The 19166-nt window shown below is 71.2% G+C and carries 16 protein-coding genes and 1 tRNA gene; 6 read left to right on the top strand and 11 right to left on the bottom strand.

Translation table 11 applies throughout. The annotated features are described in order from the left end of the window. Together ACZ514_RS23260 and ACZ514_RS23255 are read left to right on the top strand one after the other, a co-directional pair. On the top strand, positions 1-936 hold the full coding sequence (locus tag ACZ514_RS23260; protein ID WP_468697697.1) for an ABC transporter ATP-binding protein: 936 nt from the start codon (positions 1-3) through the stop codon (positions 934-936). Continuing rightward, positions 933-1649 carry an ABC transporter ATP-binding protein gene (locus tag ACZ514_RS23255; protein WP_468167070.1) on the top strand — a complete coding sequence of 239 codons (717 nt, stop codon included), beginning with the start codon at positions 933-935 and terminating at the stop codon, positions 1647-1649. The genes ACZ514_RS23260 and ACZ514_RS23255 overlap by 4 nt, the downstream gene beginning before the upstream one ends. An 85-nt stretch (positions 1650-1734) precedes the next feature. Here ACZ514_RS23255 and ACZ514_RS23250 read toward each other — a convergent pair whose 3' ends face one another. Beyond that, positions 1735-2388 (bottom strand): ANTAR domain-containing response regulator, encoded by a 654-nt coding sequence (locus ACZ514_RS23250; RefSeq protein WP_467888238.1) that lies wholly within the window; start codon positions 2386-2388, stop codon positions 1735-1737. 99 nt (positions 2389-2487) lie between these two features. Between ACZ514_RS23250 and ACZ514_RS23245 the strand changes: the two genes are divergently transcribed. Continuing rightward, positions 2488-2562: transfer RNA gene (locus ACZ514_RS23245), tRNA-Leu, on the top strand. Between the two features lie 110 nt (positions 2563-2672). Further along, positions 2673-3422: a helix-turn-helix domain-containing protein gene (locus ACZ514_RS23240; RefSeq protein WP_469125552.1), complete on the top strand. Its 750-nt coding sequence runs from the start codon at positions 2673-2675 to the stop codon at positions 3420-3422. A 193-nt stretch (positions 3423-3615) separates the two neighbouring features. Here ACZ514_RS23240 and pyk read toward each other — a convergent pair whose 3' ends face one another. Together pyk and ACZ514_RS23230 are read right to left on the bottom strand one after the other, a co-directional pair. Further along, a complete protein-coding gene (pyk, locus tag ACZ514_RS23235) occupies positions 3616-5043 on the bottom strand; it encodes a pyruvate kinase (RefSeq protein ID WP_468167066.1) in 1428 nt (475 codons plus the stop codon). Positions 5044-5177: 134 nt separating this feature from the next. After that, on the bottom strand, positions 5178-5888 hold the full coding sequence (locus ACZ514_RS23230; RefSeq protein WP_468167064.1) for an SIMPL domain-containing protein: 711 nt from the start codon (positions 5886-5888) through the stop codon (positions 5178-5180). Between the two features lie 141 nt (positions 5889-6029). Here ACZ514_RS23230 and ACZ514_RS23225 point away from each other — a divergent pair, with 141 nt between their 5' ends. Beyond that, complete coding sequence (locus ACZ514_RS23225) at positions 6030-7826, top strand: bifunctional metallophosphatase/5'-nucleotidase (RefSeq protein WP_469125551.1); 1797 nt, start codon at positions 6030-6032, stop codon at positions 7824-7826. A 64-nt stretch (positions 7827-7890) separates the two neighbouring features. On the opposite strand, the gene ACZ514_RS23220 is transcribed toward ACZ514_RS23225, so the two are convergent. The 7 genes from ACZ514_RS23220 to ACZ514_RS23190 all read right to left on the bottom strand — a co-directional run bounded on the left by ACZ514_RS23220 (position 7891) and on the right by ACZ514_RS23190 (position 17335). After that, positions 7891-9294 (bottom strand): lysine N(6)-hydroxylase/L-ornithine N(5)-oxygenase family protein, encoded by a 1404-nt coding sequence (locus tag ACZ514_RS23220; RefSeq protein ID WP_468167060.1) that lies wholly within the window; start codon positions 9292-9294, stop codon positions 7891-7893. Further along, positions 9291-10688: a pyridoxal phosphate-dependent decarboxylase family protein gene (locus tag ACZ514_RS23215; RefSeq protein ID WP_469125550.1), complete on the bottom strand. Its 1398-nt coding sequence runs from the start codon at positions 10686-10688 to the stop codon at positions 9291-9293. The genes ACZ514_RS23220 and ACZ514_RS23215 overlap by 4 nt, the downstream gene beginning before the upstream one ends. 424 nt (positions 10689-11112) lie before the next feature. Next, positions 11113-12111, bottom strand: a complete 999-nt coding sequence (gap, locus tag ACZ514_RS23210) for a type I glyceraldehyde-3-phosphate dehydrogenase (RefSeq protein WP_469125549.1) — start codon at positions 12109-12111, stop codon at positions 11113-11115. A gap of 122 nt (positions 12112-12233) precedes the next feature. Next, entirely contained in the window at positions 12234-13190 is a 957-nt protein-coding gene (locus tag ACZ514_RS23205; protein WP_469125548.1) for a GlxA family transcriptional regulator, read from the bottom strand. A gap of 78 nt (positions 13191-13268) precedes the next feature. After that, positions 13269-15782, bottom strand: a complete 2514-nt coding sequence (gene pepN / locus ACZ514_RS23200; protein ID WP_469125547.1) for an aminopeptidase N — start codon at positions 15780-15782, stop codon at positions 13269-13271. 153 nt (positions 15783-15935) lie between these two features. Then, on the bottom strand, positions 15936-16256 hold the full coding sequence (locus ACZ514_RS23195; protein ID WP_125817182.1) for a chorismate mutase: 321 nt from the start codon (positions 16254-16256) through the stop codon (positions 15936-15938). Between the two features lie 260 nt (positions 16257-16516). Beyond that, positions 16517-17335 (bottom strand): serine protease, encoded by an 819-nt coding sequence (locus ACZ514_RS23190; RefSeq protein ID WP_468167050.1) that lies wholly within the window; start codon positions 17333-17335, stop codon positions 16517-16519. Between the two features lie 205 nt (positions 17336-17540). On the opposite strand from ACZ514_RS23190, the gene ACZ514_RS23185 reads away from it, so the two are divergent. After that, positions 17541-18209 (top strand): HAD family acid phosphatase, encoded by a 669-nt coding sequence (locus tag ACZ514_RS23185; RefSeq protein ID WP_468167048.1) that lies wholly within the window; start codon positions 17541-17543, stop codon positions 18207-18209. 200 nt (positions 18210-18409) lie between these two features. On the opposite strand, the gene ACZ514_RS23180 is transcribed toward ACZ514_RS23185, so the two are convergent. Next, a complete protein-coding gene (locus ACZ514_RS23180) occupies positions 18410-19129 on the bottom strand; it encodes a DUF4360 domain-containing protein (protein ID WP_469125546.1) in 720 nt (239 codons plus the stop codon). Positions 19130-19166 lie beyond the last annotated feature (37 nt).

Genomic DNA, 19166 nt, shown 5'->3' with positions numbered 1-19166 from the left:
ATGACCACCACCACGACCGCAACGGCGACCGAAACGGTCCTCGACGCCCGCGGCGTCACGATGCGCTTCGGCGGCCTCACCGCCGTCAAGAACGTCGACCTCACCGTCCGCAGCGGCGAGATCGTCGGCCTCATCGGCCCCAACGGTGCCGGCAAGACCACCTTCTTCAACTGCCTCACCGGGCTCTACATCCCCACCGAGGGCGAAGTCCGGTACAAGGGCACGGTCCTGCCCCCCAAGTCCTACAAGGTCACCGCGGCCGGCATCGCCCGCACCTTCCAGAACATCCGTCTCTTCAACAACATGACGGTCCTGGAAAACGTCCTCGTCGGACGCCACACCCGCACCAAGGAAGGCCTCTGGTCCGCCCTCCTCCGCCTCCCCAGCTTCGGCCGGGAAGAGCAGGCCAGCCGCGAGCGCGCCATGGAACTCCTCGAGTTCATCGGCCTCGACCACAAGGCCGAGCACCTCGCCCGCAACCTCCCCTACGGTGAACAGCGCAAGCTCGAGATCGCCCGCGCCCTCGCCAGCGACCCCGGCCTCATCCTCCTGGACGAGCCCACCGCCGGCATGAACCCGCAGGAGACCCGCGCCGCCGAAGAGCTCATCTTCGCCATCCGGGACAAGGGCATCGCCGTCCTCGTCATCGAGCACGACATGCGCTTCATCTTCAACCTCTGCGACCGCGTCGCCTGCCTCGTCCAGGGCGAGAAGCTCATCGAAGGCACCGCCACCGAGGTCCAGAGCGACGAGCGCGTCATCGCCGCCTACCTCGGCGAACCCTTCGAAGGCGCCCCCGGCGCCGAAGAAGCCGCCGAGGTCGAAGCCGCCGAAGCCGAAGCCGCCGCCGAAGCCGAGGCCGAGGCCGCCCCCGAAGCCACAGCGGAAGAGGCCGCCGAGGGCAGCACCACCAGCACGGACGGAGAAGCCAAGTGACCGCCCTCCTCGAGGTCGAGGACCTCCGCGTCGCCTACGGCAAGATCGAAGCCGTCAAGGGCATCTCCTTCACCGTCGACGAAGGCGAGATCGTCACCCTCATCGGCACCAACGGCGCCGGCAAGACCACCACCCTGCGCACCCTCTCCGGCCTCATCAAGCCCAAGGGCGGCCAGATCAAGTTCCAGGGCAAGTCGCTGAAGAAGGTCCCGGCGCACGACATCGTCTCGCTCGGACTCGCCCACTCCCCCGAGGGGCGGCACATCTTCCCGCGCATGTCGATCGAGGACAACCTCCTCCTCGGCGCCTTCCTCCGCAACGACAAGGAAGGCATCCAGAAGGACGTCCAGCGCGCCTACGACCTCTTCCCCATCCTGGGAGAGCGCCGCAAGCAGGCCGCCGGCACCCTCTCCGGCGGCGAACAGCAGATGCTCGCCATGGGCCGCGCGCTCATGTCCCAGCCCAAGCTGCTCATGCTCGACGAGCCCTCCATGGGCCTCTCCCCGCTCATGATGCAGAAGATCATGGCGACGATCGCCGAGCTCAAGGCCGCCGGGACCACCATCCTGCTGGTCGAGCAGAACGCCCAGGCCGCGCTGTCCCTGGCCGACCAGGGCCACGTCATGGAGATCGGCAAGATCGTCCTGTCCGGCCCGGGCCGCGAACTCCTCGTCAACGAGGACGTCCGCAAGGCCTACCTCGGCGAGGACTAGTCCCGCCGGCCCGGCCCCGTGAAGCCGTGAGGCCCGTCTCCCCTCGGGGGGAGACGGGCCTCACGCGTTCCGGACGGCCGACGCCCTACTTGCCGGCGTTCTGCTTCTTCTCCTCGGCGTCCTCGATGACCGCCTCGGCGACCTGCTGCATGGACATGCGGCGGTCCATGGACGTCTTCTGGATCCAGCGGAACGCGGCCGGCTCGCTCAGCCCGTACTGCGTCTGCAGGATGCTCTTGGCCCGGTCGACCAGCTTGCGGGTCTCCAGACGCGCGGAGAGGTCCGCGACCTCCTTCTCCAGCGCCTTCAGCTCCGCGAAGCGGGACACGGCCATCTCGATCGCCGGGACGACGTCGCTCTTGCTGAACGGCTTCACCAGGTACGCCATGGCCCCGGCGTCCCGCGCCCGCTCCACGAGGTCGCGCTGCGAGAAGGCGGTGAGCATGAGCACGGGGGCGATCGACTCACCCGCGATCTTCTCGGCGGCGGAGATCCCGTCGAGGACCGGCATCTTCACGTCGAGGATCACCAGGTCGGGCCGGTGCTCCCGCGCGAGCTCGACGGCCGTCTGCCCGTCCCCGGCCTCGCCGACGACGGAGTAGCCCTCCTCTTCGAGCATCTCTTTCAGGTCAAGACGGATGAGCGCCTCGTCCTCGGCGATGACGACGCGGGTCGTCAGCGGCGGAACGTGCGACTGGTCGGCGTCGGGCGTGGGCGTCGACTCGTGCTCGGCGGTCACGGAGGCTCCTCTTTGCGGGGCATAACAAGCTCCCCCGAGCCTACCTAGCTGCGGTAAGGTGGACACGCAGCGGGTCGGGTGTAACCTTCGATTCGTTGGGCCCCGGTAGCCCAATTGGCAGCAGGCGATGGATTCAAAACCCATACAGTGTCGGTTCGAGTCCGACCCGGGGCACTTTTCCTTTTTTTCCAAGGTCACGCGAGTATCGCGTGACCTTCACTCGTTTCAGCGAAGCGTATCCAATTGCGGCACGTGAGCGAATTCCACGCGGCAGCTTCGTCCACATGTACGACATGGCCACCCGTCGCCACGCCTTGCAGCTCCTCGCCCAGGGGCGGAGCCTGAACTCGGTCAGCAAGGAAACCGGGATATCCCGCGCCGCCATCCGCGCCTGGCAGACACGTGTCGACCCACTCCCCCGCATGGACCGGTCGGTGCCGTGTTCCGTCCCGGCCGTCGCCGCCGCCGCCTACGCCTACCTCCTCGGCCTCTACCTCGGCGACGGCTGCATCAGCCCGCACCCCCGCGGCGGGCACTGCCTGCGCATCGCGTGCGCGGACGCGTGGCCCGGCCTCATCGAGCTGTGCCGCGCGGCGATCCTGGCCGTACGGCCGACGGACAAGGTCCACGTGCTGCAGCGGCAGGGCTGTGTGGCCGTCACCAGTTACGGACGGCACTGGACGTGCCTCTTCCCCCAGCACGCGCCCGGCAGGAAACACGACCGCCGGATCACCCTCGAACCCTGGCAGCAGGACGTCGTCGACGCGCACCCCTGGGATCTCATCCGGGGCCTGATCCACTCCGACGGGTGCCGGACCACCAACTGGACCGTTCGGAACGGCAAGCGGTACGAATACCCCCGGTATTTCTTCACCAACCGGTCCGACGACATCCGGCGGCTCTGCACGGACACCCTCACCAAAGTCGGTGTCCAGTGGACGGTCCTGGCCCGGGGCAGCGATCCGTACAACGTGTCCGTCGCCCGGAAGGAATCCGTCGCGCTCATGGACGCCCACGTCGGGCCGAAGTACTGAACCCGGCCCTGAGCTGTCGGTGGCGGAGGTCGCCGCCGTGCAGGCCGATGCGGTGGAGGTGCGGATCCGGGCGCTGCGGTTGCGCCGGGCGGTGTTGCGGCTGGTGGCGGGGCGTGGGTCGGGTCTGGAGGAGGTCGCCGGGCCGTCCTTCGGGGCGGCCCGGCGGTGGTGTCGGCGGGTGTTCTTCCGGGTGTCAGCGGACGGGGTCGCCGATGTGGTGGATGCGGACGAGGTTGGTCTTGCCGCTGACGCCGGGGGGTGAGCCGGCGGTGATGACGACGATGTCTCCGGGGACGCAGCGTCCGATGCGCAGGAGTTCTTCTTCGACCTGGGCGACCATGGCGTCGGTGGAGTCGACGTGGGGGCCGAGGAAGGTCTCGACGCCCCAGGTGAGGTTGAGTTGGGAGCGGGTGGCGGGGTCCGGGGTGAAGGCGAGGAGGGGGATGGGGCTGCGGTAGCGGGAGAGGCGGCGGACGGTGTCGCCGCTCTGGGTGAAGGCGACGAGGAACTTGGCCTGGAGGAAGTCGCCCATTTCGGCGGCGGCGCGGGCGACGGCTCCACCTTGGGTGCGGGGCTTGCTGCGGTCGGTGAGCGGGGGGAGGCCTTTGGCGAGGATGTCTTCTTCGGCGGCTTCGACGATGCGGGCCATGGTGCGGACGGTTTCGACGGGGTATGTGCCGACGCTGGTCTCGCCGGAGAGCATGACGGCGTCGGTGCCGTCGATGACGGCGTTGGCGACGTCGGAGGCTTCGGCGCGGGTGGGACGGCTGTTGTCGATCATCGAGTCGAGCATCTGGGTGGCGACGATGACGGGTTTGGCGTTGCGTTTGGCGAGCTTGATGGCGCGCTTCTGGACGATGGGGACTTGCTCGAGGGGCATTTCGACGCCGAGGTCGCCCCGGGCGACCATGATGCCGTCGAAGGCGGCGACGATGTCGTCGATGTTCTCGACGGCCTGTGGTTTTTCGATTTTGGCGATGACGGGTAGGCGTCGGCCTTCTTCGTCCATGATGCGGTGGACGTCGTCGATGTCGCGGCCGGTGCGGACGAAGGAGAGGGCGATGACGTCGGCGCCGGTGCGCAGGGCCCAGCGGAGGTCTTCGATGTCCTTGTCGGAGAGGGCGGGGACGGAGACGGCGACGCCGGGGAGGTTGAGGCCTTTGTGGTCGGAGACCATGCCGCCTTCGATGACGCGGGTGTGGACGCGGGGGCCGTCGACGGCGGTGACTTCGAGGGTGACGCGGCCGTCGTCGACGAGGATGCGTTCGCCGGTGGTGACGTCTTGGGCGAGGCCGGTGTAGGTGGTGCCGCAGGTGTGGCGGTCGCCGGGGTGCTGTTCGGTGGTGATGGTGAATTCGTCGCCGCGTTCAAGGAGTACGGGGCCTTCGTGGAAGCGGCCGAGGCGGATCTTCGGGCCTTGTAGGTCGGCGAGGATGCCGACGCTGCGGCCGGTTTCGTCGGAGGCCTTGCGTACGCGTTGGTAGCGCTCCTCGTGTTCGGCGTAGGTGCCGTGGCTGAGGTTGAGTCGGGCGATGTCCATTCCGGCTTCGACCAGGGCTTTGATCTGGTCGTATGAGTCGGTGGCGGGGCCCAGGGTACATACGATTTTCGCTCGGCGCATGGGTCGAGGGTATGCCCTACCGGGGGGTAGGGCATGTGGTGCCGGTGTCGCGTCAACGAGCTTTGGGGGAAGGCTTGTTGACATGTATTGAATGTGCGTGGGGGTGCTCTGATGAGCACCCCCACGGGGTGCTTTCAGAGCCGCGGCGGGGTCATGGTGAAGCGGGCGTTGACCTGGGCGCGGACGGTCTGGCGCTGCGGTTCGAGGTCGAGGGGCGGGGCGCCGGCGTCGTCGGCGGGGGCGGCGAAGGCCATGGTGCGCATTCCGCTGCCGCCGGGCGGGTAGGGGGTGGCGTCTTCGGCTCCGAGGTCGGCGAGTTCGACGAGGGAGGCGAGGTCGGCGCCGAGGGCGTGGGCGTATTCGCGGGCGCGTTGGACGGCTTCGAGGACGGCTTGGCGGCGGGCTTCGCCGTGGGCGGGTGAGGTGGGGCGCAGGGCCCACCAGGGGCCGTCGACCTGGGTGAGTTCGAGGTCGGCGAGGCGGGTGGTGAGTTCGCCGAGGGTGGTGAAGTCGTTGAGTTCGGCGGTGATGTGGACGCGGCCGTGGTAGGCGCGGACGCGTTCGCCGCGGCCGTGGCGGGTGAGTTCGGGGGTGATGGAGAAGGCGCCGGTTTCGAGTTTTTCGACGGGTTCGCCGTAGCTCTTGACGAGTTCGAGGACGGTGTTGTTGCGGCGGGTGAGGTCTTCGAGGGCGGTGCGGCGGTCGGTGCCCCGGGCGTTGACGGTGATGCCGATGCGCGCGATTTCGGGGTCGACTTCGAGGTGGGCTTCGCCGCGGACGGCGACGCGGGGGACGTCGGGGGTTCCGTAGGGCTGGTGGGTCGTGCGGGCGGGTTCCTGGGTCATGGTTTCACTGTTGCATCCGGGTCGGTCCTGGTGTGGTCATCGGATCGCAACCTGTGGGGGGTGTTGCGGCTTGTTACTCGTGGGTCAGAATCTACGCGCGTTGTTCACGCCTCAATACACGCCTCACAAGGGGAGATGGCCATGGCGTTTGACCGTAGGACTTTCATGGGGGCCTCGGCGGCCACGGGTGCCGCCGTGGCGATGACGGGGGCCACGAGCTCTCCGGCCGCTGCCGCCGCCGTGCCGTCGAAGGGGCCGAAGACGTACGCGTTCACCGTGATGGGGACGACCGATCTGCACGGGAACGTCTTCAACTGGGACTACTTCACGGACAAGGAGTTCGACGACAAGGCGCACAACGACGTCGGTCTGGCCAAGATCTCGACGCTGGTGGAGCAGGTCCGCGCGGAGAAGGGGCGTGGCAACACGCTGCTGATCGACGCGGGCGACACGATCCAGGGGACGCAGCTGTCGTACTACTACGCGAAGGTGGATCCGATCACCGCGCGGCGGGGTCCGGTGCATCCGATGGCGCAGGCGATGAACGCGATCGGGTACGACGCGGCGGCGCTGGGGAACCACGAGTTCAACTACGGGATCCCGGTGCTGCGCAAGTTCGAGGAGCAGTGTGATTTCCCGCTGCTGGGGGCGAACGCGCTGGACGCGAAGACGCTGCGGCCGGCGTTCCCGCCGTACAGCATGCACCGGCTGCGGACGCCGCACGGGCGGGACGTGAAGGTGGCGGTGCTGGGCCTGACGAATCCGGGCATCGCGATCTGGGACAAGGCGAACGTGCAGGGGAAGATGACGTTCCCGGGGCTGGAGGAGCAGGCGGCGAAGTACGTGCCGCGGCTGCGGTCGATGGGTGCGGACGTGGTCGTCGTGTCGGCGCATTCGGGGTCGAGCGGTACGTCCTCGTACGGTGACCAGCTGCCGTACGTGGAGAACGCGGCGGGTCTGGTGGCGGAGCAGGTGCCGGGGATCGACGCGATCCTGGTGGGGCACGCGCACACGGAGATCCCGGAGTACCGGGTGCGGAACAAGGCGACCGGCAAGGACGTGGTGTTGTCGGAGCCGCTGAAGTGGGGGCAGCGGCTGACGCTGTTCGACTTCGAGCTGGTGTGGGAGCGGGGCCGCTGGTCGGTGGCGAAGGTGTCGGCGCGGGTGCTGAACTCGAACACGGCCGCCGAGGACCCGAAGATCACGGGCTTGCTGTCGGACGAGCACCGCAAGGTGGTGGCGTACGTCAACCAGGTGATCGGGACGTCGACGCGGGCGATGTCGTCGGCCGAGGGGCCGGTGAAGGACGTGGCGATCATCGATCTGATCAACCACGTGCAGGCGGAGACGGTGAAGGCGGCCCTGGCCGGTTCGGAGTGGGCGTCCCTGCCGGTGCTGTCGCAGGCCTCGTGCTTCTCGCGGACGGCGGCGATCCCGGCCGGCCAGGTGACGATCCGGGACGCGGCGGGGCTGTACCCGTTCGAGAACACGCTGGAGGCGCGGCTGCTCACGGGTGCGCAGCTGAAGGACTACCTGGAGTACTCGGCGCGGTATTTCGTGCGGACGGCCGCGGGCGGTGCGGTGGATCCGGCGAAGCTGACGAACGCGGAGGGCATCCCGGACTACAACTACGACGCGGTGTACGGGCTGGTGTACGACATCGACATCGCGCAGCCGGTGGGTTCGCGGATCACGGGGTTGTCGTTCGAGGGGAAGCCGGTGGATCCGGCGGCGCGGTTCGTGTTCGCCGTGAACAATTACCGGGCTTCGGGTGGTGGGGCGTTCCCGCACGTGGCGCAGGCGAAGCAGTTGTGGGCCAACTCGGACGAGATCCGCAACACGATCATCCAGTGGGTGAAGGCGAAGGGCACGGTGGATCCGGCGGGGTTCGCTTCGGTGGACTGGCGGCTGACGCGGGCGGGCGTGCCGGTGTTCTAGGCGTTCTGGTCGTCTCGTGCGGTGTGCGGCCGGGTCCTGCTGTGGCGGGTCCCGGCCGTTCGCGTCAGGGGTGCTCGACGAGGGGGCGGAGTTCCACCTGGGGGCGGGCGGGGGTGCGTTGTTCGAGGCCGAAGGTGGTGAAGGCGGTGCGGTGGGGCTGGGGGTAGGGCTCGGTGCCGGTGAGGGTGTTGAGGATGGCGGCGCTGCGCCAGGCGGCGAGGCCGAGGTCGGGGGTGCCGACGCCGTGGGTGTGGCGTTCTCCGTTCTGGACGAAGACGCTGCCGCTGACGGAGGGGTCGAGGATCATGCGGTAGCGGTCGTCGATGCGGGGGCGGCCGGAGGAGTCCTTGCGCATGTAGGGGTCGAGGCCGGCGAAGAGGCTGGTGAGGGGGCGTTCCTTGTAGCCGGTGGCGAGGACGACGGCGTCGGTGGTGAGGCGGGAGCGGGTGCCCTGCTGGGTGTGTTCGAGGTGGAGTTCGACTTTGGTGGTGGCGACGCGGCCGGCGGTGCGGACGGTGACTCCGGGGGTGAGGACGGTGTCGGGCCAGCCGCCGTGGAGGGTGCGGCGGTAGAGCTCTTCGTGGATGGCGGCGATGGTGGCGGCGTCGATGCCTTTGTGGAGTTGCCACTGGGCGGGGACGAGCCGGTCGCGGACGGGTTCGGGCAGGCCGTGGAAGTAGCGGGTGTAGTCGGGGGTGAAGTGTTCGAGGCCGAGCTTGGAGTACTCCATGGGGGCGAAGGAGGGGGTGCGGGCGAGCCAGGTGAGGCGTTCGCGGCCGGCGGGGCGGGCGCGGAGGAGGTCGAGGAAGACCTCGGCTCCTGACTGGCCGGATCCGATGACGGTGACGTGTTCGGCTCCGAGGATGCGCGTGCGGTTGTCGAGGTAGTCGGCGGAGTGGATGACGGGGACGGTGGGGGCGTCGGCGAGGGGGCGCAGGGGTTCGGGGACGTAGGGGGCGGTGCCGATGCCGAGGACGAGGTTGCGGGTGTGGGTGCGGCCGAGGGCTTCGGCTTCTCCGTCGGGGTCGAGCTGGGTGTAGTCGACTTCGAAGAGGTCGCGTTCGGGGTTCCAGCGGACGGCGTCGACCTGGTGGCCGAAGTGGAGTCCGGGGAGGCGGCCGGCCACCCAGCGGCAGTAGGCGTCGTATTCGGCGCGCTGGATGTGGAACTGCTCGGCGAAGTAGAAGGGGAAGAGGCGTTCCTTGTGCTTGAGGTAGCTGAGGAAGGTCCAGGGGCTGGTGGGGTCGGCGAGGGTGACGAGGTCGGCGAGGAAGGGGACTTGGAGGGTGGCTCCGTCGAGGAGGAGTCCGGGGTGCCAGCGGAAGTCGCGGCGCTGGTCGTAGAAGGCGGTGGTGAGCGGCTGCGCGCCGTGTCGGGGGAGGCCGTGGGCGAGGGCGGCGAGGGACAGGTTGAAGGGGCCGATGCCGATTCCGACGAGGTCGTGGGGTGCATCGAGCTGGGCGGTCATCGGTGGGTGCTGCCTTCCAGGAGGGCGACGAGGGTGGCCAGGTCCCGCGGGGTGGTGTGGGGGTTGAGCAGGGTCGCCTTGAGCCAGGGGCGGCCGTCGGCGGTGGCGCGGCCGAGGACGGCGGTGCCGTCGTGGAGGAGGGTGCGGCGCAGGGCGGGGAGCTGGTCGTCGTCCGTGGGGGTGGGCCGGAAGAGGACCGTGGTGAGGGTGGGGCGCGCGTGGAGTTCGAAGCCGGGGTGTGCGTCGAGGAGGTCGGCGAGCCGGTGGGCTGTGGCGCAGGTGTGGTCGATGAGCCGGGCGAGGCCGTCGCGGCCGAGTGAGCGGAGGGTGGCGGCGATCTTGAAGGCGTCGGGGCGGCGGGTGGTGCGCAGGGAGCGGCCGAGGAGGTCGGGGAGGCCGGCTTCGGTGTCGTCGGTGGCGTTGAGGTAGTCGGCCTGGTGGGCGAGGGGTGCCAGGTGGGTGGTGTCGGGGACGGCGAGGAGGCCTGCGGCGACGGGTTGCCAGCCGAGTTTGTGCAGGTCGAGGGTGAGGGAGCGGGCGCGGTGGAGGCCGGCCAGCTTGGGGCGGTGGCGGGGGCTGAAGGCGAGGGCTCCGCCGTAGGCGGCGTCGACGTGGAGTTCGGCGCGGTGGCGTGCGCAGACGTCGGCGAGGGCGTCGAGGGGGTCGATGAGGCCGGCGTCGGTGGTGCCCGCGGTGGCGGTGACGAGGGCGGGGCGGGGGGTGCGGGTGAGCGCGGCGTCGAGGGTGGCGGGGTCGAGGGTGCCGGTGGGGGTGGGCAGGACGGTGGTGGGCGGGAGGCCGAGGAGCCAGGCGGCGCGGGGGATGGAGTGGTGGGCGTTGGCTCCGTGGAGGACGGCGAGGCCGGGGCCGTGGCGTTCGCGGGCGAGGAGGAGGGCCAGCTGGTTGGCTTCGGTGGCGCCGGTGGTGAGGAGGGCGTCGGCGCGGGGGGTGTCGTAGAACTCGGCGGCGAGGGTGCGGGTGAGGACGGCTTCGATGGCGGAGGCGGCGGGGGCCTGGTCCCAGGAGTCAAGTGAGGGGTTGAGGGCGCTGACGGCGAGGTCGGCGGCGGCCGCGACGGCGAGCGGCGGGCAGTGCAGGTGGGCGGCGCAGAGGGGGTGGGCGGGGTCGGCGGCGCCCGCGGCGAGGGTGTGGACGAGGGTGGCGAGGGCTTCGTGGTCGCCGGTGCCGCGGGCGGGGAGGAGGCCGGTGTCGCCGAGGGCGGCGTGGACGCGGGCGGTGGTGGCGGCGGGTCCGCCGGCGGGGAGGGGGCCGTTGCGTACGGCGGCGCCGGTGCGCAGGGCGGTGAGGACGGTGTCGAGGAGGGGCCGGAGGGCGTCGGCACCGTGGGCTCCGCCGGCGAGCGGGGGCGCGGGGGCCGGCGCGGGCTCGGTCATGGGGACCTCCGGGGCGGGCGGACCGGCGGATCCGCTGTGCGGGGGCCGGGGGTGGGCGGGACACCCTGCCGGTACAACGAGGGAGCCCCGAATGGGGTAACCGGTGGAGGGCCGGTCGTTGCCGGTGGCGGGCGGGGCCGTTGCCGGTGCCCGGTGGCCGCCGGGCATCGCGGATGGCCGGCCGGGCGTCGCGGGTGGCCGTCGGGCGTCGCGGGTGGCCGTCGGCCACCGGCGGCGGCTGCCCGTCGCCGCCGGTGGCGGGCCCGTCGTGCGCCGCCGTTGCCGCGGGCCGCTGCGCGGGGCCGTTCCCTCCCCCCGGGGGCGTCGTTCCGCGGCCCGGGTCCGGGCATGGGTGAGCGCCGCAGTTGCCAGGTCAGAACCAACTGCGGCGCTCGGTACGGGAGCCCCCGAGGGGGCGGGCGGGTCAGCTCGTGGCGAGCAGGGTGAGGGTGTCGATCACGCGGTTGGAGAAGCCCCACTCGTTGTCGTACCAGGCGACGACCTTGATGTGGCGGCCCTCGACGCGGGTGAGCTCGGAGTCGAAGATCGAGGAGGCGGGGTTGCCCGTGATGTCGGAGGACACCAGGGGGTCGTCCGAGTACTCGAGTACGCCGGCCAGCGGGCCCTCGGCCGCGGTGCGGTAGGCCTCGAGGACCTGCTCGCGGGTCACGTCGCGGGAGACGGTGGTGTTCAGCTCGACGATCGAGCCCACGGGCACCGGTACGCGGATCGAGTCGCCCGACAGCTTGCCGTCGAGGTTCGGCAGGACGAGGCCGATGGCCTTGGCGGCGCCCGTCGAGGTGGGCACGATGTTGACGCCGGCGGCGCGGGCGCGGCGCGGGTCGCGGTGGGGGCCGTCCTGGAGGTTCTGCTCCTGGGTGTAGGCGTGCACCGTGGTCATGAAGCCGTGCTCGATGCCGGCGAGCTGGTCCAGTACGGCGGCCAGCGGCGCGAGGGCGTTGGTCGTGCAGGAGGCGTTCGAGACGATCGTGTGCGCGGCCGGGTCGTAGGCGTCGGTGTTGACCCCGTAGGCGAGGGTGACGTCGGCGCCGTCGGAGGGGGCGCTGACGAGGACCTTGCGGGCGCCGGCCTTGATGTGGGCGCGGGCGGCCTCGGCGGAGGTGAAGCGGCCGGTGGCCTCGAGGACGATGTCGATGCCGAGGCCGGCCCAGGGCAGCTGTGCCGGTTCCCGTTCGGCGAGGACGGTGATGCGGTGGCCGTCCACGACGAGGACGTTGCCGTCGACGGTGACCGGGCGGCCGAGGCGGCCGGAGGTGGTGTCGTAGGCGAGCAGCCGGGCGAGGGTGGCGGGCTCGGTGAGGTCGTTCACGGCGACGATCTCGAGGTCGCTGTCGCGTTCGAGGAGCGCGCGCAGCACGTTGCGTCCGATGCGGCCGAATCCGTTGATGGCGATGCGAGTCATGTGAGCTGTCCCTTCTGTTCGCGCCCTCAGGTTCGCCTTCGGCGGCCGGCGGTGACAGGGGCGTGATCGCCACGGTTCGCAAGGATCTCGCCATCGGGTCGCCGTCCCTCGGGCGGGGCCGGTCAGGTGCCGTGGGTGAAGGTGCGGCGGTATTCGGTGGGGGTGGTGTCCAGGATGCGCTGGAAGTGCAGGCGCAGGTTGGCGCCGGTGCCGAGGCCGACGTCGGCGGCGATCTGCTCGACCCCGCGGCCGGAGCGTTCGAGCAGTTCGCGGGCGAGGTCGATGCGGGCGCGCATGACCCATTGCATGGGGGTGTAGCCGGTGTCCTCGACGAAGCGGCGGGAGAAGGTCCGGGGGGACACGGCGGCGTGCTGGGCGAGGGCTTCGAGGGTGAGGGGTTCGCCGAGGCGGTGCAGGGCCCATTCGCGGGTGGCGGCGAAGCGTTCGCCGAGCGGTTCGGGGACGCTGCGCGGGACGTACTGGGCCTGGCCGCCGCTGCGGTAGGGGGCGGCGACGAGGCGGCGGGCGGCGTGGTTGGAGGCGGCGATGCCGAGGTCGCGGCGCAGGACGTGCAGGCACAGGTCGATCCCGGAGGCGGCGCCGGCGGACGTGAGGACGCTGCCCTCGTCGACGAAGAGGACGTTTTCGTCGACGTGGACGAGGGGGTGTTTGGCGGCGAGGGCGCGGGCGTAGTGCCAGTGGGTGGTGGCCCGTTTGCCGTCGAGGAGGCCGGTGGCGGCGAGGGCGAAGGCGCCGGTGGAGATGGCGGCGAGCCGTGCGCCCCGGTGGTGGGCGTCGGTGAGGGCGTCGAGGACGGGGCGGGGCGGGTCGTCGCGGTCGGGGAACCGGTAGCCGGGGACGAAGACGATGTCGGCCCAGGCGAGTGCGTCGAGGCCGTGGGTGACGTAGTACGAGAGTCCGTCGCCGCCGGTGACGAGTCCGGGTGCCGCTCCGCAGACGCGTACCTCGTACGGCATGCTCGCGCGGGTCGTGAAGACCTGTGCGGGGATGCCGACGTCGAGGGGTTTGGCGCCCTCGAGCACGAGGACGGCGACGCGGTGGAGGGGGGAGGACGGCACGGGACAAAGGGTACGCGGGTGGGCCCGCCGGGCGGGGCGCGGTGCGGTGGCCGCCCGACGGGAGGGGCCGGGGCGGGGTCAGGTGCCGCGGACCCGCAGGGCGCGGGCGAGGTCGTCGAGCTGGTCGGCGAGGGCGCGGCGGAGCATGGGGAGGACGTCGGGGTTCTCGAGGCAGGTGTGGCCGGCCCGGAGGTTGTCCCGGTCGACGGCGTGGGTGGGGAAGGCCCAGCGGCCGGCGGCTTCCGCGATGGCGGGGCCGCGGCGGGCGGCGAGGGCGACGGCGTCGGGGTAGTAGCGGGGCAGGTAGTCGCGTACGAGGTCGGCCTGTTCGGGCTGCCAGAAGCCGAGGGCGGTGGCGGTGAAGAGGTGGTTGGACAGGGTGTCGTCGTGGAAGAGGCGCTGCCAGGCGGCGGCCTTGGCCTCCGGGGTGGGCAGGGAGGCGTGGCAGCGGGCGGCGCCCTGCCGGCCGGTGGCGCTGGGGTCGGCGTCGATGGCGGCGTCGATGGCGGTGGCGTCGGCGGCGCCGAGTACGCAGAGGCGGGCGAGGACGCGCCAGCGCAGTTCGGGGTCGAGTGCGGGGCCGCCGGTGACGGTGCCGTCGGTGAGCCAGGCGGTGAGGGTGTCGGGCTGGGTGGCGCTGTCGATGAGGGCGCGTACGGCGACGAGGCGCAGGCCGGGGTCGGTGCCGTCCTCGGTGCGGCGCAGGAGGGCGCGGGCGATGCCGGTGAGGGTGGTGAGGGCGGTGGTGCGCTGGTCGGGGGTGGTGTAGGCGTCGGCGACGTGGTCGCGGGCGAAGGTGAGGACGCCCTGGACGACGGCGAGGTCGGTTTCGTCGGGGAGGTGGGCTTCGGCGGTGGCGAGGTAGGCGGCGGGTTCGAGTTCGCCGTCGCGGACCATGTCGCGCAGGGAGCCCCAGACGACGGCGCGGGTGAGGGGGTCGGGGACGCGGGAGAGGGCGCGCAGGGCGGTTTCGAGGGAGGTGTCGTCGAGGCGGATCTTGGCGTAGCCGAGGTCGCCGTCGTTGAGGACGAGGAGGGCGGGGCGGGGGCCGGAGACGGAGAGGATCTCGTCGGTGGGGACGTCGAGGTCGACGAGTGCGGTGCGTTCGAGGGTGCCGTCGGCGGTGCGGTCGTAGGTGCCGGCGGTGATGCGGTGGGGGCGGCTGCCCTGGCGGTCGACGGTGAGGGTCCAGCCGCCGGTGTTCTCCTCGATGCGGGGGGTGAGGGTGTCGATGCCGGTGGTGCGCAGCCAGGTGCCGGCCCAGGTGTGGACGTCGCGGTCGGTGTGGGCGGCGAGGGAGTCCACGAAGTCGGCGAGAGAGGCGTTGGCGAACTTGTGGCGGGCGAAGTGGGTGTTGATGCCGGCGAGGAAGTCCTTCTCGCCGAGCCAGGCGACGAGCTGGCGCAGGGCGGAGGCGCCCTTGGCGTAGGAGATGCCGTCGAAGTTGAGGAGGGCGGAGGCGGTGTCGGGGACGTCGTCGGGGCCGGGGGCGACGGGGTGGGTGGAGGGGCGTTGGTCGGCGGCGTAGCCCCAGGGCTTGCGTTCCATGCCGAATTCGGTCCAGGTGCCGGTGAAGCGGGTGGCTTCGGTGAGGGTCTGGTAGCCCATGTACTCGGCGAAGGATTCGTTGAGCCAGATGTCGTCGAACCAGGCGAGGGTGACGAGGTCGCCGAACCACATGTGGGCCATTTCGTGGGCGATGACCATGGCGCGGCGCTGGCGTTCGGTGTCGGTGACGGCGGAGCGGAAGACGAATTCGTCGCGGAAGGTGACGAGCCCGGGGTTCTCCATGGCGCCGGCGTTGAATTCGGGCACGAAGGCCTGGTCGTAGGAGTCGAAGGGGTAGGGCTCGGTGAACTTCTCGTGGTAGCGGTCGAAGCAGGCGGTGGTGACGGAGAAGATCTCTTCGGCGTCGGCGTCGAGGTGGGGAGCGAGGGACTGGCGGCAGTGGATGCCGAAGGGCAGTCCGGCGTGGGTGGTGGTGACGCTGTGCCAGGGGCCGGCGGCGACGGCGGCGAGGTAGGTGGGGATGAGGGGGGTGGCGGCGGACTGCCAGACGCCGGCGGTGGCGGTGTCGCCGGTGGCGGGGCGGTCGGCGAGGCGGGTGGTGACGCTGTTGGTGAGGACGGTCCAGTGGGCGGGGGCGGCGACGGTGAACTCGAAGACGGCCTTCAGGTCGGGCTGGTCGAAGGCGGGGAAGACGCGCTGGACGTCGTCCAGGAACATCTGGGAGTAGACGTACGTCTCCCCGTCGGCGGGGTCGGTGAAGCGGTGGAGTCCCTCGCCGGTGCGGGAGTAGCGCATGCGGGCGTCGATGCGCAGCTCGTGGGGGCCGGGGGTGAGGCCGGTGAGGGGGAGGCGGTTGCCGGTGAGGGTGGCGGGGTCGAGGGGGGTTCCGTCGAGGGTGGCGGAGTGCAGTGCGTCCGGCTTGAGCTCGACGAAGGTGTCGGCGGCGGTGCGGGCGGTGAACCGGATGACGGTGGCGGATTCGAAGGTCTCGTCGCCGGTGGTGAGGTCGAGGCCGACGACGTAGTGGTGGACGTCGAGGAGCTGGGCTCGGAGCTGCGCTTCGTTGCGCGTCAGTGCGGTCATGGGGCCATGCTGCCGGATGGCGGGGGCGGCTCCCAGGGCCGGCGGGGCCGGGGCGACGGGGCTCGACCGGGGGCGGCCCGCGAGGGCAGGGGCCGGAGGCGGCCGGCTCGGCCGGGGCCGGGGTGTCGGCCCGGCTGCCGGCCCCGGCGGGTGTCACTCCTCGCCGGCGGCGATGGTCTCGTGGTGGCGGATGACCTCGGCGATGATGAAGTTGAGGAGTTTCTCGGCGAAGGCCGGGTCGAGTTTGGCGCTCTCGGCGAGCTGGCGCAGGCGGGCGATCTGGCTGGCCTCGCGGCCCGGGTCGGCCGGGGGCAGCTGGTGCTTGGCCTTGAGGTGGCCGACCTGCTGGGTGCACTTGAAGCGCTCGGCGAGCATGTGGACCACGGCCGCGTCGATGTTGTCGATGCTGTCGCGCAGGCGGGACAGTTCGGCGGTGACGTTCTCGTCGATCTCGTCGATGTCGCTGTTGTTCATGGTTCCCGAGAATACGTGGCGGGCGTCGCCGTCACCTCTGTCAGTCGGTCCGTGAGACGCCGGGTGCGGCCGGGACCCACGGCGGCCGGCGGTGGGGCGGGGCCGGCGCTGGGGAGCCGCCGGGGCGGACGGCGGTCCGGCGGTGCGGATCAGGGCTTCGGGACGGGCGCCGGTGACGGGGAGGTGATGGTCCCCGGGGTGTCGCGCCCGTCCTTCCGGCCGGTTCGGTCCGGCCGGAAGGACGAGTGCGGGGACCGGGGCTAGAGGGTGGCCGCCGCGGCCTTGATGTCGGCGGCGAAGGTGGACACCTCGGTGTACACGCCGGGGTAGCCGGCCCGGGCGCAGCCCTCGCCCCAGCTGACGATGCCGACCTGGATCCAGGCGTTGTTGCTGTCGCGGCGGAACATGGGGCCGCCGGAGTCGCCCTGGCAGGTGTCGACGCCGCCCTGGGCGTAGCCGGCGCAGATCTCTTCGCTGGGGACGAGGTCGTTGCCGTAGGCGCTCTGGCAGGAGGCGTCGGAGACGAAGGGGACCTGGGCCTTCAGGAGGTAGCGCTGCTGGCTGCCGCCTTCGCGGGCGGCGCCCCAGCCGGCGACGGTGAAGGTGCCGTTGTCGTAGGCCTTGGTGTCGGCGATCTTGAGGGTGGCCAGGTTGACGGGCTGGGCGAGCTTGATCAGGGCCCAGTCCTTGCCCTTGCCGTTGTAGCCGGGGGCCTGGAGCACCTTGGTGGACCTGACCTTGATCGCGCTGGAGCTGTTGAGGTCGACGACGCCGGCGGTGGCGGTGATGGAGGTGTTGTTGCCGGAGCCGCTGACGCAGTGGGCGGCGGTGAGGACGATCTGCTGGGTGTAGAGGGATCCGCCGCAGCCCATGGAGAGGCGCACCATGAAGGGGAACTCGCCCTGGGCGGCGCGGGTTCCGCCGACGACGGGGGTGGGTGAGGCGTTGGCGCCGGCGGGCTGGAGGCTGATGGCGGCGAGGGTGACGGCGCCGACGGCGAGGGCGCGCTTGACGATCCGTCCAAGGGTGGTCACGGTCAACACACTGCCTTTCGTGGGGGGTTGGGCTGTGCGTGCCATCGGGTGAATGACGCGTCCATGACACAACTGAGGGAACGGCGCCATCAAGAGCGCCTTTTCGGACAAGCTCCGGACCCGCCGCCCGGGGGACGGAACACCATTCATCGGGCGGCCACGAAAAGTTTCCTACCGGCCAGTAGACATGGGTGCGGTTCTGGCCAACCCTGGTCAGTACATGTCAAGCCGTGACCGAGGAGCGCCCCCCATGCGCAGCACCCGCCGCATCCCCATGCCCCGTACCGCCGCCGCCGGCGTGGCCGTCGCCGCCGCCGTGATGACGCTGCTGCCGGCCACCGCGGCCGAGGCGGCCCCCGCCGCCGCGGCCCCGGCCGCGGTCACCGCCTCCGCACCCGGCGGCAACGCGGCGATCCTCGGCATCGACTACGCCACCTGGCAGCGCGACGTGGCCACCGTCATCGACGCCGCGCGCCCCGCCATCGAGCAGCGCATCGCCGCCTCCCCGGCCGGCGAGAAGCCCGCGATCGTCCTCGACATCGACAACTCCTCCCTGGAGACGGACTTCCACTGGTTCTGGACCTTCCCCACGCCCGCCATCGAGAAGGTGCGCGCGCTGACCCGGTACGCGGCCGACCGGGGCGTGGCGATCTTCTTCGTCACCGCCCGGCCCGGGATCGTGTACTCCCTGACCGAGCACAACCTGAAGACGGTCGGCTACCCGGTCGACGGGCTGTACGTACGGGACCTGCCGGCGCTGTTCGAGCAGGTCAGCGCGTACAAGACGGCCAAGCGCGCGGAGATCGAGGCGCGCGGTTACACGATCATCGCCAACATCGGGAACAACGAGAGCGACCTCGTCGGCGGCCACGCCGAACGCACCGTCAAGCTGCCCGACTACGGCGGCAAGCTGTCCTGACCGGCGCCGCGCGGGCGGCGCGGCGGGCGACCCGGCGCGACCCGGCGCGGCGCGGCCGACGGTGCCGTGCCCGGCGGACAACATGGTGGGCCGGCCGCGGTTCAACGCGCCGACGTAGCGGGTAGTCATAGGGCAACGCACGAGTGAGGCCGCGGGCCCGACCCCTCGCCAGGGGGCCGGGCCCGCGGCCTTCCGCGGCTCTAGGCCTTCGGGCGGCCGCCGGGGCAGACCTGCCAGGCGAGGTGGTAGAGCGTGCTGACACTGGCGTCGGTGGAGTCCATGGCCATGAAGCTCGTGGAGGTCTGCGGGTTGGAGGTGCCGGCGTTCACCCGCAGTTCGGTGTTGATGTTGAAGTTCCGCCTCTCGCCGCACGGGGCCCAGACGAGGTCGGCGTACTCGGTCTTGTCGGTCGTCTGCCAGTTGTCGTTGAGGGGGCCGGTGAACTGGTGGGTCCGCTGGGACGTCTGCGGCATGCCCTGGAAGTAGTAGCTCGCCCTCTCCTGGCCCGAGGCACCGGGCTGGAGGAACGCGAAGCCGCGGTAGTCGGCCTGCACGATGGCGTAGGTGAAGCCGGAGGGCACGTGGACACGGAGGTTGAGCTGGCAGTTCTTGCGGAAGGCGGTCGGCGGGGCACCCGGGCCGACCTGCGCCATGTAGTCGCTGTACGTGACGGTGAAGGCCGTGTTGTCGGGGGCGACGGCGACCTGGGCGGTGCCTTCGCGGCAGCCGGAGCCGTTGACGGTGGCGAGTTCGATCACGATCTTGTCGGGCGGTGCGGTGATCGGGCCCGCGGCCACGGCGGGGGTGGACGCGGTGACCAGGGCGGCGGCCGCGGCGCCGGCGAGCAGGACGCGGGTGCGGATACGGGTGCGGTTGCGCGTACGCGTGCGAGTGCGGGTGCGGGACAGGGGGTGAGACATCGTTGTCACTCCTGACCTCCGGATCGGTCTCGGGCGC

The organism is Streptomyces sp. NPDC034086 (assembly GCF_055575515.1).
This window is presented reverse-complemented; position numbering and strand designations above follow the sequence as displayed.

Excerpts from the sequence above, each read along its gene's own strand:
- ACZ514_RS23260 (WP_468697697.1), top strand. The coding sequence starts at position 1 with ATGACCACCACCACGACCGCAACGGCGACCGAAACGGTCCTCGACGCC.
- ACZ514_RS23240 (WP_469125552.1), top strand. The coding sequence starts at position 2,673 with ATGTACGACATGGCCACCCGTCGCCACGCCTTGCAGCTCCTCGCCCAG.
- pyk (WP_468167066.1), bottom strand. The coding sequence starts at position 5,043 with ATGCGCCGAGCGAAAATCGTATGTACCCTGGGCCCCGCCACCGACTCA.
- ACZ514_RS23230 (WP_468167064.1), bottom strand. The coding sequence starts at position 5,888 with ATGACCCAGGAACCCGCCCGCACGACCCACCAGCCCTACGGAACCCCC.
- ACZ514_RS23225 (WP_469125551.1), top strand. The coding sequence starts at position 6,030 with ATGGCGTTTGACCGTAGGACTTTCATGGGGGCCTCGGCGGCCACGGGT.
- ACZ514_RS23220 (WP_468167060.1), bottom strand. The coding sequence starts at position 9,294 with ATGACCGCCCAGCTCGATGCACCCCACGACCTCGTCGGAATCGGCATC.
- ACZ514_RS23215 (WP_469125550.1), bottom strand. The coding sequence starts at position 10,688 with ATGACCGAGCCCGCGCCGGCCCCCGCGCCCCCGCTCGCCGGCGGAGCC.
- gap (WP_469125549.1), bottom strand. The coding sequence starts at position 12,111 with ATGACTCGCATCGCCATCAACGGATTCGGCCGCATCGGACGCAACGTG.
- pepN (WP_469125547.1), bottom strand. The coding sequence starts at position 15,782 with ATGACCGCACTGACGCGCAACGAAGCGCAGCTCCGAGCCCAGCTCCTC.
- ACZ514_RS23195 (WP_125817182.1), bottom strand. The coding sequence starts at position 16,256 with ATGAACAACAGCGACATCGACGAGATCGACGAGAACGTCACCGCCGAA.
- ACZ514_RS23190 (WP_468167050.1), bottom strand. The coding sequence starts at position 17,335 with ATGGCACGCACAGCCCAACCCCCCACGAAAGGCAGTGTGTTGACCGTG.
- ACZ514_RS23185 (WP_468167048.1), top strand. The coding sequence starts at position 17,541 with ATGCGCAGCACCCGCCGCATCCCCATGCCCCGTACCGCCGCCGCCGGC.
- ACZ514_RS23180 (WP_469125546.1), bottom strand. The coding sequence starts at position 19,129 with ATGTCTCACCCCCTGTCCCGCACCCGCACTCGCACGCGTACGCGCAAC.